The following is a 15,095-nucleotide window of genomic DNA, read 5'->3' on the forward strand; positions in this document are numbered from 1 at the left end:
CCACGTCCCCCTCGGCTATTCCCGACTCTACGCCAATCCTGCGGTCAACTGGTGTTATACCAGCGAGCCGGAACCGCATCTGAACGGAAGGCGCCTGTTCCAGCCACGCGGCAAGGTGCTCGGCGGCACCGGCGCGATCAACGGCATGATCTACATGCGCGGCCAACCGGAGGATTTCGACGGCTGGGAGGCGCAGGGTTGCGCCGGCTGGGGTTGGCGGGATGTCCTGCCCTATTTCAAGTCATGCGAAGACCAGGAGCGGGGCGCGGATGAATTCCACGGCACCGGCGGGCCGGTGGCCGTTTCCGATCTCAGGACCCGTCACACCCTCGGCGAAGCCTTCCATGCAGCGTCCGAAGCGCTCGGCATCCCCCGCAACGACGATTTCAATGGGGCACGGCAACTCGGCACCGGCTATGTCCAGACCACGACTCGCAAGGGCTGGCGTTGGAGCACGGCATCCGGTTATCTGCGCGGGGCCGCGGTGGACAATATCGACCTGACGCTGAACGCGATGGTCGAAAGAATCCTTGTGGACGGAAAACGTGCCACAGGTGTCGCCTGGACTGACCGGTCGGGCCGCAAACAGGCGGACGCCCGCCGCGAAGTGATCTTGTGCGGCGGCACGTTCAACTCGCCGCAATTGCTGCAGATTTCCGGAATCGGCCCGGCGGAACGGCTGAAGCAACATGGCATCGAGGTCGTCCATGATCTGCCCGGCGTGGGCGAAAACCTGCAGGACCATTTCGGCATCGGGGCGGAATACCGTTCGACCAGTCACACCACCGTCAACGATCTCTACAACAATCCCCTTCGAGGCGGCCTGCAGCTGGCGCGATTCCTGCTGTTCCGCACCGGACCTTTCGCCGACAACGGCAATTATTCCAACACCTTCATCTGCAGCGGGCCCGAGATTGATCGTCCGGACATGATGGTCACGTTCATGGCCTGGTGCACCGACGAAAGCCTGAAACCGCGCCCGTTTTCGGGATTCACGATCCTGGCGGAACACATGCGTCCAAATTCGCGCGGCCATGTTCGCATCACCGGCCCCAATCCCACCGACCAGCCGGCGATCCGCTTCAACTTTCTGGCCGACGAGGCCGATATTGAAGCAGCGCTCGCCGGCCTGAAGTTCGGTCGCCAGATCGCCAGGACCGCGCCGATGTCGGACAACGTGGACCATGAAATCACGCCGGGTGACAAGGTCACGGACGACGCCGATCTGATCGACTATTGTCGTTCCGCCGGCCTTTCGCTTCTACACCCGGTCGGAACCTGCAAGATGGGAATCGAGGAAGACGCCGTGGTTGATCCACGACTCAGGGTGCATGGCATGACGGGCTTGCGTGTCATCGATGCCTCGATCATGCCACGGATCGTGACGGGCAACACCAATGCCGCCTCGATCATGATCGGCGAAAAGGGTGCGGCCATCGTGCTGGAAGACGCACGCGGTTAAAGGCCCGCGCCAACAGGGAGATTTGCCTTGCTCGGAATCGCATTGCTCGGCAGCGGCCGCATGGCCCATGTCTACGGTCCGAAGATCAACAACCATCCGGATCTGCGGCTGGTCTCCGTCTTCAATCCGAACGAGTCCTCCGCGGAGAAGGCAGTAGAACGCTATGGCGGAACCGCCTCGTCCGATCTCGGCGCGGTCCTTGCGGATCCCGCCGTCGACGCTGTCATTATCGCCACGCCGACTAACACGCATCTGGAATATGTCGAGGCGGCCGCGAAGGCCGGCAAGCCGATCTACTGCGAGAAACCGCTCGACCTGACGCTCGAACGAGTCGACCGGTGTCTTGCTGCCCTCAAGGCCAACCCTGTTCCATTCATGCTCGGCTTCAATCGCCGCTTCGACCCCGATGTCAGCGCGCTGCAAGCCGCCGTTCGACGCGGCGAAATCGGGCCACTCACCTTCCTGATGAGCTGGAGCCGCGAACCCTCGCCGCCGCCCATCGAGTACGTCAAACGGTCAGGCGGCTATTTCGTCGACGCGACCATCCACGACATCGACCTGATCTGCTGGATCGCGGGAGAACGGCCCGAGGAGGTCTATGCGACCGGCAGTTGTCTGTTCGACCCGGCGATCGGCGAAGCGGGCGACGCCGATGCCACAATGACCGTTCTGAAGATGCCGTCCGGCTGCATCGCGCATGTCAACAACAGCCGAAGCTGTGCCTACGGCTTCGATCAGCGCCTCGAAGCGTTCGGCCGGGACGGCATGATACAGACGACAAATCAGCGCGACGACAACCTAATCCGTTGGGACGGAACCAGGACGGAAGCGCGCGAACCGCTCAAGCACTTTTTCCTCGAGCGCTACGACGCCTCGTTCCATCACGCGCTGGACGAGTTCAGCCGGGCGATAGCCGAGGGACGGCCTCCATCGGCGGCGCAGGAAGACGGCCGGACCGCCCTCGCGATCGCGCTCGCCTGCGAACGCTCACGCCTGGAAGGCAAGGCAATCCGGCCGGACTACTGACGACTTGCCTGCCGGATGTCGCCTCCCAAGCATCGCCGGCAAAAAGGAAAGCCCCCGACGGTAGACAACCCATCGGGGGCTTTCTTGCAGAATTCGTGGCACCCTGGACACCAAAATAGCTTGCTGAGCATCCAGTTCAGAGTTCAGGTTTCGGCATGATGCGTGGCCCATCATAGCTGTCCGCCTTTATTCGCTGCGCGGACATGCGTGTGGACTGCAGCAAACGTCCGCTCCTTGTCCATTTCTGGCATCGGCATACAGTCGCGGTGTGGGCATTCCGAAAACTTTTCGCCCGGCTTGACGCCGTGCCCAGATCTGGATCACATGACTGGTGCACAATGCGGCCCATCAGGCGACTCAGGTCAGGCTGAAGATTGGCGCGGATACACTGGCTGAGAATCCAGGTTCGCCAGGCGGATATTTTCAGGCAATTCCAAGGAAATAACTCTACGCGACAGACTACGCGCCGATATCCAAATCGGACGGGTTTGCGTACCCGGCAGCAGGCTGGTGCATGCTGAAGCACAATATCCAGAGCTGCGAGGAGTTTTCCCGAGGCAAGGCGGGCATCACCGGTTAACATTTTGCGGGACGGCTTTCGGACCCTAAGCGGACATCTCGCGGTCAGCGACAGAGACTCCGATAATTGCCATTCGCAGCCATTGAAACTGGGCTGTTATGCGGCTCGTAATTGATATGCGCCTATTGCAGCCGACCATTATTACAGATGACCGGTGACTGTTTTCGGTTGCGACATAAATGGCCCAGCCGCCTCGGGCGGCGTGATCAACTCCTTAATAGCTCGTTTCGCGGAATCGACCTCTGCATCCCGCCTCGCGCGCAGTCCAGATCCCAATTTGCGTATGCTTAAGCGGCGATTCGTTGCTGAACCTCTTTGGCGCGGCGGCGCTTTTGCCCATCAGCCTCAGGACGTTCACGTTCAGAATTGAAGCGAAATGCGCCGTAGGCCAGCATGCCGCCCACGCTGAGACCGATGGCAAAGACAACAAACTTGATCACTTCCATGAGTTTTCCCTCGCTTGATTCCGGCGGTGCGCAGTCGAGATCGCGGGACTCGATCGTTTGGCGACGGGCCGGGCTTTCCCGGCCGGTCCAAGGTCGACGCGCACGGCTGACGATTGTCACGATACTGTTGGCGCTCGCGGCCATCTGCCTGATCCGGCCCTTGCCGATGTTGCCGTGGGCATTCCCCAGACAAGCGGCAGCCCTTGTCCGGCGTTAGATCCGTTGGCGGCCGATGCAGGGGAACGGGTTCCTGCATCAATTGAATGCAGGTTGTCTTCTGCGATCATCTGGTTGGCCGGAGGATATCTCGGAAAACAGGAGTCTTTCGATTCCTGCCATTTCGTCACGCAGCTTCAGCTTCATGCGCTTGAGTAGGCGTAATCGCAGATCATCCGGGCGTGGCCTGGACGTTTCTCCCTGAATCTTCGCTTCCAGAATGTCATGACGGACCTTCAGCGCGTTCAAGCGTGCATACATGGCATTTCTCCTTTCGCATTGGAGAAATGGAAATTCCTAGAAATAGTTCAAATCGATTGTTTCTATGCGATCAATAGCTTATGTCTATGAACAATATCGATCGGGTTAATCGTCCTCCTGTCATCGGGTGGATCCGAAACACACTCGTTTGGCCGACAAAGACCGAGGGGTTCCTGCAGCCATGCCTTTCAGGCCAACAAATCGCCAGTTGCAGTATTTCGTGTCTCTCGCGGACCTGGGTCACTTCGGAGCGGCCGCAAGAGCCTGCCATGTCTCCCAGCCGACCTTGTCTGCCCAATTGAAGTTGCTCGAAGAGCAACTCGGCGTTGCCTTGATTGAACGCGGGACCGGATCGGCCTGTCCGACACCCGCGGGAACGGTGATATTGCCCCTCGCTCGAACTGTCCTGGCCGGGTTGGATGAAATCGTCGCTACTGCAAGTCTCGGCGCCGGCAATCTCGGCGGCCTCATACGGCTGGGCGTTGCACCGACAATCGGCCCTTATGTAATGCCGCGAATGCTGCCGCATCTTCATGATCGGCATCCCAGGTTGGAGATCTATATCCGCGAAGACCGGCCGCTTACCCTCGAAAGCGGACTTGCCGACGGATCGCTCGACTGCGTCCTCACTCCTTTGCCGCTGACGGGCGAGAGGTTCGAATCAGTAGCGATTTGCGAAGAGACCGTGTTTCTCGGAATACCGACGGAACATCCCATCGCCCGCGAGAAGCGTATTTCTGTGAAGATGCTGTCCGGCGAGAGGTTGCTGACGCTCGGAAAAGGACACCGGCTCTTCGATCAGGTGCAAGATCTCTGCGACGCATCGGGCGCCCGCCTGCGCGAGGACTATGAAGGCACCAGCCTAGACGCACTGCGCCAGATGGTCTCGATCGGGATGGGTCTTTCGCTGTTTCCTGCGACCTATGTCGCTTTCGAGTTCGCGAAGGAAAGAAACGTTGTCCTGCGGGAGATTGGCGGCTGGCCGATCCGCAGAACTATCTGCCTTGCGTGGCGGCAAGACAGTGTCCGACGCGAACATTTCCAGTCGCTGGCAAGCGAGGCCAAGACCGCCTTCGCCACTCTGACGGACAGTGGCTCTATCCGTGTCATCGATGACTAGGGTTTCTAGTCTGTCGAGAGCACTTCCGCCCTGACGTCACGCTCGATGGTCGAAAAGCGGTTCATCAACTCCGCTTCTTCCAGACTGATCCCCGACTGTGCCAGGTCGCTTCTGACCTTGCGGATGACGTCCTGCGGGCCGGGCTCTTCAAAATCGGACAGCATGACCTCTTGGACATACCGGGTCAGTTCGCTGCTTTGCAGACCAAGCTGGTTTCCGGCCCAAAGCCCCATCAGGTAGTTGCGGCGTGCGTTCACTTGGCCGCGGGTCAGCTCATCGAAATCCACAGTCTCCATTTCCGTTTCTCCAAACATTGCGTTCATCCGGCAAATGGGCTGCTGTATTTGATTGCGCCAATTGAATGTTTGGATGCCTCCGATAGATTTCGTCTATCGGAATCCCATTTCTTGTCCGGCAATTATCCGTTTACAGCGAGACGCCTCGATCATGGCTGGCAAGCGCAAACAGCCGTGAATGCGCGCAAAAATCACGCGGTTCGTCATCATTGGAGTTGTCCGAGAGGATCGTCGCTCGAATGCAGGCTCTACAGATGTAGCCGGGAACGATCTTGCCAAAATGAAAGGTGGCCCCAATCTTGGTCTTCGCCGCGGATCTTCCATCGGTTGCAGGTCCGTCGGTCAGCTTTCAGACAGACGCCCTTGCGTTTCGTAGTCATGCGCGAAGCGCCGAAAACAAAACTGCGGAGATTGCAGGCCTTCAAATGCAGCGCCTCAGAGCCATCGTCGAATCTGAGCGTTTCGATCGTGTGATCGTAACGCTGATCATCATCAACGCGGTCAGCCTCGGGCTGGAAACCGTGCCGTCGGTCATGGCGGATTTCGGACATCTGATTGTCACGGTTGACCGAGCCATTCTCGCTGTTTTCGTTGTTGAGCTTCTCTCCAAATTCGCGGTTTACAGGCTCTCCTTCTTCAGCAGCCCCTGGAGGATTTTCGACTTGATCGTGGTCGGTATCGCGCTCATGCCGACGACCGGCGCATTCGCTGTGCTTCGTGCGCTACGCATCATGCGTGTGCTGCGGCTTGTCAGCGTGGTGCCTTCCTTGCGAAGGGTCATTGGCGGCCTGTTGAACGCACTCCCCGGCATGGGGTCAATCATGCTCTTGCTCGGATTGTTCTTTTACGTGTTTTCCGTCATGGCGACCAAGCTTTTCGGCGGCGATTTCCCGGAGTGGTTCGGCACCATTCCTGCGTCCGCCTATTCGCTATTCCAGATCATGACACTGGAAAGCTGGTCGATGGGCATCGTGCGGCCTGTGATGGCCGCCTATCCGTGGGCCTGGGCTTTCTTCATACCGTTCATTCTTTGCACAACCTTCACCGTCCTCAATCTCTTCATCGGCGTCGTAGTCTCGGCCATGCAGAAGGAACACGACGAAGAGGCGGCCAGCGACCGGGCGACGCTGCACGACGAGCAAGCCATCATACTCGACGAAATCCGCAAGCTCCGAGACGAAATCCACGCAATGAACGGCAGGGGCTGACCTGCCGCTTCTTCCGGCTCGTGCAACGGCCACTGTCGATGCGGGGCACAGACGCACTGCGCATGTCACCGGGGAAGACCGGATGCAGGACGCGGGGCGGACCTATGGGCCCCAAGTCTGTCACAGCCATGACCCGATATCGGTTCAGGCAAAGGCAGTCCTGCTTTTCTCTCGGCCAAGGAAGCGCGGGGCTTTCTTGCACCTCCTGATGCGTCAAGATGCCGTTATTTCCCACTCGATCCGTATGTCTGCAGCAACTCGCCGACGAGCGGATTGGGAAAACGCCGCTGCAGGGTGATTGCAAAGAAGCGCTCCGTGATGCCCTCGAACCGGGCGCGTTCCACCAGGATACCGGCGGCCAACTCGTCCCGGACGACGATGGGCGGAATGACAGCGAGGCCCGCCTTGGCGCGGGTCAGGAGGCGCAGCATTGCCATGTCATCAGCCTCAGCAGCTATCCTCGGCACCACTCCCAGTCGTTCGACAAGCGCGTCGAAGGATGCGCGCAATGCCGATTCCGGCGTTGGAAGGATCAAAGGCTCGGCGCCGAGAAGATCGGCTAGGGACTTGCGAGCAAGATCGGGTGGCGGCGGCGTGCCGATCAGGCTGACCGGCTGTTCGGAAAGATCATGTACCAGATACGGGCTCGATGAATCCCGCGCAGGAACGAGGTTCGTCAGGACGACATCCAGCGCCAGCGCCTCCAGTCCCCGTAGAAGCTCCGCCTGGGCTCCGGAGCGAAGAACCACCTCGACGTCCGCACGGCCGATCAGCGGCTCAAGAAACTCCATCTGGAAATTGCGCGAGAGCGTGGCCAGCGCCCCGACCCTGAGCGCCCGCCGCGCCGTCGCGGTGTGGCGCAGCGTGGCGGCCAGATCCTCGGCGGTACGAAAGATCGACTCTGCATGATCGAGCGCGATGCGTCCTGCCTCGGTCAGCACCAGGCCGCGCCCGCGCCGCTCGAAGAGGTCGTGGCCGAGCGCCGCTTCCAATGACTTGATCTGTGTCGAGAGCGCCGATTGCGAGAGGTTCAGCGCCCGCGCCGCGCCGGTCAGTGTGCCGTCCCGCGCGACGGCACGGAACAAGCGAAGGTGATGAAGGTTCAAGGCAGCCATTCTTCTACCAGATGGAATGATTTCAGATAAAATATGTAATTTTTTTAAGCAAGGCGAGGCGCTATCCGCATGGCGAGATCAGAACCGTCCAGAGGATTGCCATGTCGTCATTCACGCCGCTGACCGTATTCGCCCCGATCGTACTTTTGATTGCCGCGCCCGTCGCGCTCGCGCGTCCGGGGCGCCGCCCAGGCATCCTGCTATTGCTGTCCGAAGCCGCGACGCTGGTCGCGCTTGCGCTCGCGGTAGTGGGCGCCTTCCAGCTTGTCGTCTTTGGCACGTCACAGGTCTCGCTCATCGACGGTGCACTCACGCTCGTCCTCCGCCTGGATGCAATCAGCACAACCATGACGCTGCTTGTTGCCTTCATCGGCTGGATCGTCATGCGTTACTCCCGGACCTATCTTGACGGTGAGACACGCGAGGGGGCTTTCCACGGCCTCATGCTCGCGACACTGGCCGCTGTTCTGTTTTTGGTGCAGGCGGGCAGCCTGGTCATGCTGGTCCTTTCCTTCATCGGTGTCGGGATCGGACTTCGCAGGCTTTTACTGTTCTATTCGGAGCGCGCCGCGGCACGCCGGGCCGCCACAAAGTTTGCGCTTGTCTGGCACGCAGGCGACGTGTCGCTCGTAATCGCTGCTACGCTCCTCCTTGCGGCCTTCGGAACGAGTGAACTCGGCTCCATCATAGACGCCGCTGCATCCGGATTGCCCTTCGCCGCGCATCTGGCCGTGGCGCTTCTCGTGCTCGCTGCCGCGCTCAAGACGGCTGCCTTCCCGTTACATGGCTGGCTCACCGAGGCGATGGAGGCACCGACGCCGGTCTCCGCGCTCCTTCATGCCGGGATTGTCAACGCTGGCGGCTTCCTTCTGATCCGGACGGCGGAGCTGGTTCAGGCGAGCCCCGGCGCTATGGCCTCGCTCGTGATGATCGGCGGTCTTACGGCGCTGTTCGGCGCAATGGTGATGCTGACCCAGAGTGCGGTGAAGACGGCGCTGGCCTGGTCGACCATCTCGCAGATGGGCTTGATGCTGCTGCAATGCGGCCTCGGGCTATGGGCATTGGCGCTTCTGCACGTCGTCGCCCATTCGATGTACAAGGCACATGCCTTCCTGTCCTCCGGGGGTGCAGTTGCAGCCGTTGCCAGTCTGCGCCGTCCCGGACCGATCGCGGTGCCGGATCTCGGCGCAGTCATGAAGTCATTCGGCCTTGCGCTGGCGCTTTACGCGACCTTGGCGCTTGTCTTCTCGCTAGTCGCCGGACCGAAATCACCGCAGGCGCTGGCGCTCGGAACGATGCTGATCTTCGGGGTCGCCTACCTCGTGGCCCAAGGTCTCGCCGATGCGGCGCCGGCGGCGCTGACCCGCCGCACGGGACTAGCCGCGTTCGCCGCCGCGCTGGCCTATTTCGCCTTCCAGCGGCTTGCGGCCGCGCTCTGGGGCCCGTCGCTTCCTGCCGCTCCCATTCCCGGTCCGCTAGAATGGGCCTTAATCGTGCTGGCCGTGGTTTCCTTCGGCGCCGTCGCCGTCGCGCAGACCCTGTTTCCAAGGTGGGCGCATCACCCGTCTACAAGCGGCATGCGAGTCCATATCGCGAACGGCCTTTATCTCAACGCCCTCCTCGACCGCCTGATCGGCGGATTCCGGGTGGCAAGCTCCAAATGAAACGAGGGGAAAACCGATGTTCATAAAACACACCCAGATCTCGCCGGCCCGGGTGTCCGGGCTGTTGGGGGCCGCTGAAGCTGCGGCCCGCGCCATCCCGCCTGCCTTCCCACTGGAGTCGACCGTCGCGGTGAATCCCTTCCTCGGCCAAACGGGAGAAAACCTCGCCACTGCCTCGGCAAGGCTCGCCCGTGTCGCAGGCGTACAACTAGCCCGGGCACGTTCCGATTATGCCGCGGGCATAGCTGCAGGATGCATAACGGATGACGATCTTGCCGAGGCCCTGATCGCGAACGCCTCGCCGCTGAAGCCTCGCGACGTCGCCGCTCTGAAAGCGAAGGCATCGGAAATCAGTCCTGCGCCTGCCGCGTTTCCAACCGTGGCGGATATCGCGGCCGAGATCACGGGCATCGATTGGCCTGCGGTCTTTGAGAGGAGCTTCGGGCTCTGGGCCGCGGGCCAATTCGACCGCGGCCAGGCGCTCTGGTCGCCCGCGCCGGGTGCCCGCGCCTATGCCGCCTGGCAATCCTGGGCGAGTCGCGATTTGACCCCCGAGATCGCCGGTCTTTCAGGCTTCTGCGCTCACGTCGCATCCGCGCCTGACACGCCCGAACGCGCCATTCTGCGCGCCGCTGATTGCCTTGGCATCAGCGAGGCAGCGGCCGAGACCGCGTTTCACCGCCTTCTGGCGGATATCGGCGGCTGGGCCCAGCACGCGCGCTGGCTGCTCTGGCAAGCAGAGCTCGAAGGGGCCACCGACGGCACGATCGGCGATCTTCTGGCCATCCGACTGGTTTGGGAGGAAGCACTTCTCGCACATGTGCCTGAATGTGCAGAACGCTGGGCCGATATCATCGCCGCGCATGAGGCGCCGCTCGAACCTACGCCCGACCAGGTCGTTGACGCCATCCTGCAGGAGGCAGCGGAACGCGCCCACCAGCGTGAACTCGCTGACACACTTGGTAGCGTCACAATTGCTCAATCACGCCCGCTAGTGCAGGCCGCATTTTGTATCGATGTGCGCTCGGAAGTGTTCCGCCGCGCGCTCGAGAGCCAGGAACCAAACATCGAGACGATAGGCTTTGCCGGGTTCTTTGGCCTGCCCGTCGCACATGCCGTGCATGGATCCGACGTGGTCGAGAACCACCTTCCGGTGCTGCTGAAACCGGCCTTGCACGCGACAAGCCATGCCGAAGCCGATGCCGAACGGGCAACCCGGATCGCGGCGCGCGCCGTCAGGGCATGGGGCAGGTTCCGGCAGGCTGCCGTGTCATCCTTCGCCTTCGTCGAGGCCGCCGGTTTGTTCTACGGCTGGAAGCTCGTCAGGAACGCTTTGGGCCTGCCGGAAAAGACCGCGCCGGCCTCGCCCGCGCCGCGTCTTGACCCCGGATTGGACGCCGAGGCCAAGGCCGAGACCGCCGCCGCGGTCCTGAAGGCGATGAGCCTCACCCGCGGCCACGCACCCATCGTTCTGCTTATTGGGCACGGAGCGACGGTGACCAACAACCCGCATGAAAGCGCCTATCACTGCGGCGCCTGCGGCGGCTACACGGGTGAGGTATCAGCGCGGCTGCTCGCGAGCCTCCTTAACGACCCCGATACGCGAGAGGGATTGTCCAAACGGGGAATCGAGGTGCCAGCAGATACCGTCTTTGTCGCGGGTCTCCACGATACGACGACAGACGAGGTCACGATTTACGAAGATAGCATGCCCGAGGTCGACCTTGCTCAATTGCGGTCCTGGCTGAAGCAGGCGCGCGCGCAGGCGCGAGCCGAACGAGCTTTGCGTCTTCCGCGCGCCAAACCTGAAACCGTCGCCAACCGCGCGTTCAACTGGGCCGAGGTACGTCCGGAATGGGGACTCGCGGGGTGCGCGGCCTTCATCGCTGCCCCGCGTTCCGTAACGTCGCGGGCAGATCTCGGCGGCCGGGCGTTCCTGCACAGCTACGATTGGAAGGCGGACAAGGGTTTCGCGACGCTCGAGCTGATCCTGACGGCACCCGTTGTCGTCGCCAGCTGGATCAGTCTCCAATACTACGGCTCGGCCGTTGCGCCCGGGCTCTTTGGCGGCGGAAACAAGCTAATCCACAACGTCGTGGGCGGCATCGGCGTGGTCGAGGGCAATGGAGGGCGGCTGCGCCCCGGCCTACCGTGGCAGTCGATCCACGACGGCGAACACCTTGCCCACGAGCCACTCAGGCTCTCGATCATGATCGAGGCGCCGCAATCGGCCATCGCCGATGTCCTCCAGCGTCACGCGGACGTCAGAGCGCTGTTCGACAATGGCTGGCTGCACCTCTTCGCCTTGAAGGAAGGCCGAATAGCGGCACGGTATCGACCCGGCCGTGGTTGGTCAGAGGAAGCAAAAACGGAATTGGCCGCGTGAGCGGGTTCTAGCGGAGGTTTGAAATGCCAACCCGGATTTACCTCGTGCGCCATGGCGCCACCGATTTGACTGCAGAAGATAGGTTTGCCGGATCGACCGATGTTCCCCTTTCGGAAGAAGGCCGACGGCAGGTAGCCGGATTGGCCGAACGATTGCGGAATGAGACGCTGGACGCGATCTATGCTAGTCCGCTCGATCGGACCATCGAAACCGCCAGGATCATCGAGCGGCCACATGGGCTCGAGCCTGTCCCGGATGCCGGATTGCGAGAGATCGATTATGGCCGCTGGGAAGGGCTTCGCCGCTCGGATGTCGAAACGCAGTTCAGCGACGAATATGCCATCTGGCAGGAAGACCCTTTCACGATCGCGCCCCAAGGCGGAGAATCTGGTGTCAACATTCTGAATCGCGCTCTGCCCTGCATCCGGCGGATCGTCGAACAGCACCGCCATAGGACAGTCCTCGTGGTATAGCACAAGGGCACAAACCGCTTGATCATCGGCAGCCTGATGGGCTTCGACGTGCGCGGCTACCGCGATCGGCTCGATCAAAGTCCGGCGGCGCTGAGTATCATCGATTTCATGAGCGAATCCCGGGCCCGGCTGCGGCCGCTGAACGACGTCTCCCACTATCAGGGCGTTCCGGAACGCATCCTGACCCAACGCCTCTCGAAGTGGTGGGGTCGTAGTGCGTCGTGAGAGTGCGTGATGTTGAGGATAAATTGTCTCTGCGGCTCCGCTCCCTCGAACGAAAGAACATCTTCGGTTTGCCAGCGACCTGATGTCAGCACACCAGGTAACTTCTTTGGCGGTATACCAATGAGAAGCAGTCGAAAAAGCGATGAAGGAGTGATTGCGACTGATGCATGCGGGCATGGACAGCCGTTTGAGGCTGTATCGTGAAGGCGTTGTCTCATCTCGATGCACTTGAAAGCGAGGCCATAAGGATTCTTCGCGACGGTGTGGCGGAAGCCGCGAAGCCGGTTCCGCTGTTTTCGGGGGGCAAGGGTTCCACCGTTCTGGCCCATCTGGCCATCAAGGCGTTTTTTCCAGCGCGGCCTGCCTTGCCATTGCTGCACGTGGATTCGACTTGGGAATTCCACGAAGTCCTTGAGTTTCGGTCTGAATTCGCGGCCGCGCATGGCTTCGAGCTTGTCGTTCATCACAATGAAGAAGGACGCCGAAGGGGTCTGAATCCGATCGAACACGGATCGCTCTACACCTCATCCATGCGAACCGAGGCACTGAAACAGGCGCTCGATAACGGCGGCTATGACGTCGTCTTTGGCGGAGCTCGGCGAGACGAGGAAGCAACCCGCGCCAAGGAGCGCGTTGTATCTGTCAGAAACCGGCATCATGGCTGGGATCCAAAAAAGCAGCGACCCGAACTCTGGTCCATATATAACTGGCGTCGAAACTCGGAAGAAACGCTCCGGGGCTTTCCCCTGTCGAACTGGACCGAGCACGACCTGTGGGCCTATATCCTGCGCGAACGCATCTCGCTCTGCCCCTCTATTTCGCTTCCCAGCGAGCGGTGGTGCAGATGGGCGACAAATTGATCGTCCTGGACGACCCCAACCGCGCCCGCTCTCTCGGCCTCGCATCCGCAAGGGCCGAGCGTGTGCGATTCCGCTCGCTTGGCTGCTGGCCCGTGACTGCCGCCCATCGTTCGAATGCGGACGATCTGTTGTCGGTTCTCAGTGAAACGCTTTTCTCGACGCGCTTCGAGCGAAGTGGGCGTGCGAGCGACGAAGGCTCACTCGAAGCGCAGAAACGGGAGGGCTATTTCTGATGATACAGAGCCCATCTTTTTCGGTTTCAAGCAAACGGGCTGTTCTCGCGACCATGCATCGCAAGGAGCAGGTCATCAAACCGCTTCTGGAGGCCGCTCTTGGGCTTAATGTCTGTGTGCCCGGTAACTTCGATACGGATCGTTTCGGAACCTTCAGCCGGGAGATAAAACGCTCCGGCTCGCAACTCGATGCCGCCCGCGCCAAGATCGCGGCCGCGTTCGAGCACGATCATGAAGCTGCTGTCGGCATCGCAAGCGAGGGCAGTTTCGGACCTCACCCGTACCTTCCATTCGCGCCTTTGGGTCGCGAAATCGTGGCCCTGATTGATCGCGAGACCGGTCTGGAAATAGTCGGCCACCACGCGGACTTGGCAACGAACTTTTACCACAAGACGGTACAGGGCACTGAAACTGCCGTCGAGTTTGCCAACCGCATTGGCTTTCCCGAACACGGCCTGATCGTGGTTGGTTGTGCCAATGGCGCGCCTGCGCCAGATCGCTTCCTCGAAAAGAATATCGAAACTCCTGCGGATCTGTCGGCGGCGGTTGCCGCTGCGATCGCAGTTTGCGGCGCCGCGCACATCGAGACCGACATGCGGGCCCACCGTAATCCCACGCGCATGCGGGCCATCAAGCGCGCGACAATCGATCTGGCAAGGCGCTACCGTAGTCATTGCCCCGAATGTGCCAGGCCAGGTTTTGCGATGACGGAAAGGCTTGCCGGTCTGCCGTGTTCCTGGTGCGGAGAGCCGACAATCGCCCTTCGGGCGGAGGTCCTGACCTGCGACGGCTGCGGGCACCGCCTCGAGAAACCGATGCGAGAGATCGCGGCTGATCCCGCTTACTGCACCAACTGCAACCCCTAGGCATCCTGCGGAACGAAAGGTGATGAGATGGATGGTGACAAGACTGCGACGGAAATATTGCGATCGGCAGAAGAGCGGATCGAATGGGTGCTTTCAAATCCGGACATTAGTGAATGGCTAAAGCATGCTCTTCACGGGGCAATGGATCGTGATCCGGTCGATCTATTGAATGAGCTGGAGATTCTCAACGCATTGCTGCGCCCAAAATGCCAATGTTTGATTGAAACATCGTATTCCTGGTCCATTGCAGGTCCACGGAATAGTCATTGAACTTTGTATCCAACCTCACGGATTGCGCAATTTTAGGGGAACTTTCGCGCGTGAGTATCCGTCTATCAGTAAGTGAAATGTTCTTACAGGCCAGATCGGCGATTAAGGCACCAGTAGTCGGCCATGGTCTCTGAATGCGCTATGACTTCGGTAACGAATTGCCTCGCACAGTCTTTTTATTATCACGGAATGCCGGAGTCCGTGCAATTGGACTGCGGGCTAGTGTTCATCGCTATAATCCCGAAGAAGCGGCGTTTCGGATAGAGGCGTTCCCAAAAAACGTCAATGTCCGCTCTAGGGTCATGAGCAGACATCTCCGGCGTCTACACGGACTTCCGGTTTCGACCCATTTCAAACATCGACATATTGTCGCGGTCTGGACATTCCG

General features: G+C 60.6%; 16 protein-coding genes. 12 read left to right on the forward strand and 4 right to left on the reverse strand.

Annotated elements, in window-relative coordinates; all coding sequences use genetic code 11:
- Together IG169_RS14360 and iolG are read left to right on the forward strand one after the other, a co-directional pair.
- A partial coding sequence (locus tag IG169_RS14360) for a GMC family oxidoreductase (protein ID WP_193176918.1) occupies nt 1-1,462 on the forward strand: 1,462 nt, incomplete at its 5' end.
- Between the two features lie 27 nt (nt 1,463-1,489).
- Nucleotides 1,490-2,488: an inositol 2-dehydrogenase gene (iolG, locus tag IG169_RS14365; protein ID WP_193176919.1), complete on the forward strand. Its 999-nt coding sequence runs from the start codon at nt 1,490-1,492 to the stop codon at nt 2,486-2,488.
- 867 nt (nt 2,489-3,355) lie between these two features.
- Here the strand turns inward: iolG and IG169_RS14370 are convergent.
- Nucleotides 3,356-3,658 (reverse strand): hypothetical protein, encoded by a 303-nt coding sequence (locus IG169_RS14370; protein WP_193176920.1) that lies wholly within the window; start codon nt 3,656-3,658, stop codon nt 3,356-3,358.
- Nucleotides 3,659-3,769: 111 nt separating this feature from the next.
- Nucleotides 3,770-3,991, reverse strand: coding sequence for a YdcH family protein (locus IG169_RS14375; protein ID WP_193176921.1), 222 nt, complete (start codon nt 3,989-3,991; stop codon nt 3,770-3,772).
- Between the two features lie 148 nt (nt 3,992-4,139).
- Between IG169_RS14375 and IG169_RS14380 the strand changes: the two genes are divergently transcribed.
- Complete coding sequence (locus tag IG169_RS14380; protein ID WP_246717391.1) at nt 4,140-5,111, forward strand: hydrogen peroxide-inducible genes activator; 972 nt, start codon at nt 4,140-4,142, stop codon at nt 5,109-5,111.
- A gap of 5 nt (nt 5,112-5,116) precedes the next feature.
- Here IG169_RS14380 and IG169_RS14385 read toward each other — a convergent pair whose 3' ends face one another.
- A complete protein-coding gene (locus tag IG169_RS14385; protein WP_193176922.1) occupies nt 5,117-5,425 on the reverse strand; it encodes an ATPase inhibitor subunit zeta in 309 nt (102 codons plus the stop codon).
- Between the two features lie 407 nt (nt 5,426-5,832).
- On the opposite strand from IG169_RS14385, the gene IG169_RS14390 reads away from it, so the two are divergent.
- Nucleotides 5,833-6,615: an ion transporter gene (locus tag IG169_RS14390; protein ID WP_193176999.1), complete on the forward strand. Its 783-nt coding sequence runs from the start codon at nt 5,833-5,835 to the stop codon at nt 6,613-6,615.
- A 224-nt stretch (nt 6,616-6,839) separates the two neighbouring features.
- Here the strand turns inward: IG169_RS14390 and IG169_RS14395 are convergent, their stop codons facing one another.
- Nucleotides 6,840-7,730 (reverse strand): LysR family transcriptional regulator, encoded by an 891-nt coding sequence (locus tag IG169_RS14395; RefSeq protein ID WP_193176923.1) that lies wholly within the window; start codon nt 7,728-7,730, stop codon nt 6,840-6,842.
- A gap of 101 nt (nt 7,731-7,831) precedes the next feature.
- Between IG169_RS14395 and IG169_RS14400 the strand changes: the two genes are divergently transcribed.
- The 8 genes from IG169_RS14400 to IG169_RS14425 all read left to right on the forward strand — a co-directional run bounded on the left by IG169_RS14400 (nt 7,832) and on the right by IG169_RS14425 (nt 14,707).
- Entirely contained in the window at nt 7,832-9,394 is a 1,563-nt protein-coding gene (locus tag IG169_RS14400; protein ID WP_193176924.1) for a proton-conducting transporter transmembrane domain-containing protein, read from the forward strand.
- Nucleotides 9,395-9,410: 16 nt separating this feature from the next.
- Nucleotides 9,411-11,780, forward strand: coding sequence for a YbcC family protein (locus IG169_RS14405; protein WP_193176925.1), 2,370 nt, complete (start codon nt 9,411-9,413; stop codon nt 11,778-11,780).
- Nucleotides 11,781-11,803: 23 nt separating this feature from the next.
- The gene (locus tag IG169_RS14410; protein WP_210326032.1) at nt 11,804-12,253 is read left to right on the forward strand and encodes a histidine phosphatase family protein; all 450 of its coding nucleotides are present in this window, start codon (nt 11,804-11,806) and stop codon (nt 12,251-12,253) included.
- An 18-nt stretch (nt 12,254-12,271) separates the two neighbouring features.
- Nucleotides 12,272-12,478 (forward strand): hypothetical protein, encoded by a 207-nt coding sequence (locus tag IG169_RS23885; protein ID WP_210326033.1) that lies wholly within the window; start codon nt 12,272-12,274, stop codon nt 12,476-12,478.
- Nucleotides 12,479-12,678: 200 nt separating this feature from the next.
- Nucleotides 12,679-13,338, forward strand: a complete 660-nt coding sequence (gene cysD, locus IG169_RS14415; RefSeq protein WP_343225657.1) for a sulfate adenylyltransferase subunit CysD — start codon at nt 12,679-12,681, stop codon at nt 13,336-13,338.
- A complete protein-coding gene (locus tag IG169_RS24365; RefSeq protein ID WP_343225658.1) occupies nt 13,323-13,571 on the forward strand; it encodes a hypothetical protein in 249 nt (82 codons plus the stop codon). Before cysD ends, IG169_RS24365 begins: the two co-directional genes overlap by 16 nt.
- Complete coding sequence (locus tag IG169_RS14420) at nt 13,571-14,437, forward strand: DUF6671 family protein (protein ID WP_193176926.1); 867 nt, start codon at nt 13,571-13,573, stop codon at nt 14,435-14,437. Before IG169_RS24365 ends, IG169_RS14420 begins: the two co-directional genes overlap by 1 nt.
- A gap of 27 nt (nt 14,438-14,464) precedes the next feature.
- On the forward strand, nt 14,465-14,707 hold the full coding sequence (locus IG169_RS14425) for a hypothetical protein (RefSeq protein ID WP_193176927.1): 243 nt from the start codon (nt 14,465-14,467) through the stop codon (nt 14,705-14,707).
- Nucleotides 14,708-15,095 lie beyond the last annotated feature (388 nt).

This window comes from Oricola nitratireducens, assembly GCF_014904745.1.
In the GTDB taxonomy this organism is placed as follows: domain Bacteria; phylum Pseudomonadota; class Alphaproteobacteria; order Rhizobiales; family Rhizobiaceae; genus Oricola; species Oricola nitratireducens.

What these genes read in the sequence shown, in the direction of transcription:
- IG169_RS14370 (WP_193176920.1), bottom strand. Translation starts at nt 3,658, where the DNA reads ATGGCCGCGAGCGCCAACAGTATCGTGACAATCGTCAGCCGTGCGCGT.
- IG169_RS14425 (WP_193176927.1), top strand. Translation starts at nt 14,465, where the DNA reads ATGGATGGTGACAAGACTGCGACGGAAATATTGCGATCGGCAGAAGAG.
- IG169_RS14410 (WP_210326032.1), top strand. Translation starts at nt 11,804, where the DNA reads ATGCCAACCCGGATTTACCTCGTGCGCCATGGCGCCACCGATTTGACT.
- IG169_RS14385 (WP_193176922.1), bottom strand. Translation starts at nt 5,425, where the DNA reads ATGTTTGGAGAAACGGAAATGGAGACTGTGGATTTCGATGAGCTGACC.
- IG169_RS14390 (WP_193176999.1), top strand. Translation starts at nt 5,833, where the DNA reads ATGCAGCGCCTCAGAGCCATCGTCGAATCTGAGCGTTTCGATCGTGTG.
- IG169_RS14395 (WP_193176923.1), bottom strand. Translation starts at nt 7,730, where the DNA reads ATGGCTGCCTTGAACCTTCATCACCTTCGCTTGTTCCGTGCCGTCGCG.
- IG169_RS24365 (WP_343225658.1), top strand. Translation starts at nt 13,323, where the DNA reads ATGGGCGACAAATTGATCGTCCTGGACGACCCCAACCGCGCCCGCTCT.
- IG169_RS14420 (WP_193176926.1), top strand. Translation starts at nt 13,571, where the DNA reads ATGATACAGAGCCCATCTTTTTCGGTTTCAAGCAAACGGGCTGTTCTC.
- IG169_RS14375 (WP_193176921.1), bottom strand. Translation starts at nt 3,991, where the DNA reads ATGTATGCACGCTTGAACGCGCTGAAGGTCCGTCATGACATTCTGGAA.
- IG169_RS14405 (WP_193176925.1), top strand. Translation starts at nt 9,411, where the DNA reads ATGTTCATAAAACACACCCAGATCTCGCCGGCCCGGGTGTCCGGGCTG.
- IG169_RS14400 (WP_193176924.1), top strand. Translation starts at nt 7,832, where the DNA reads ATGTCGTCATTCACGCCGCTGACCGTATTCGCCCCGATCGTACTTTTG.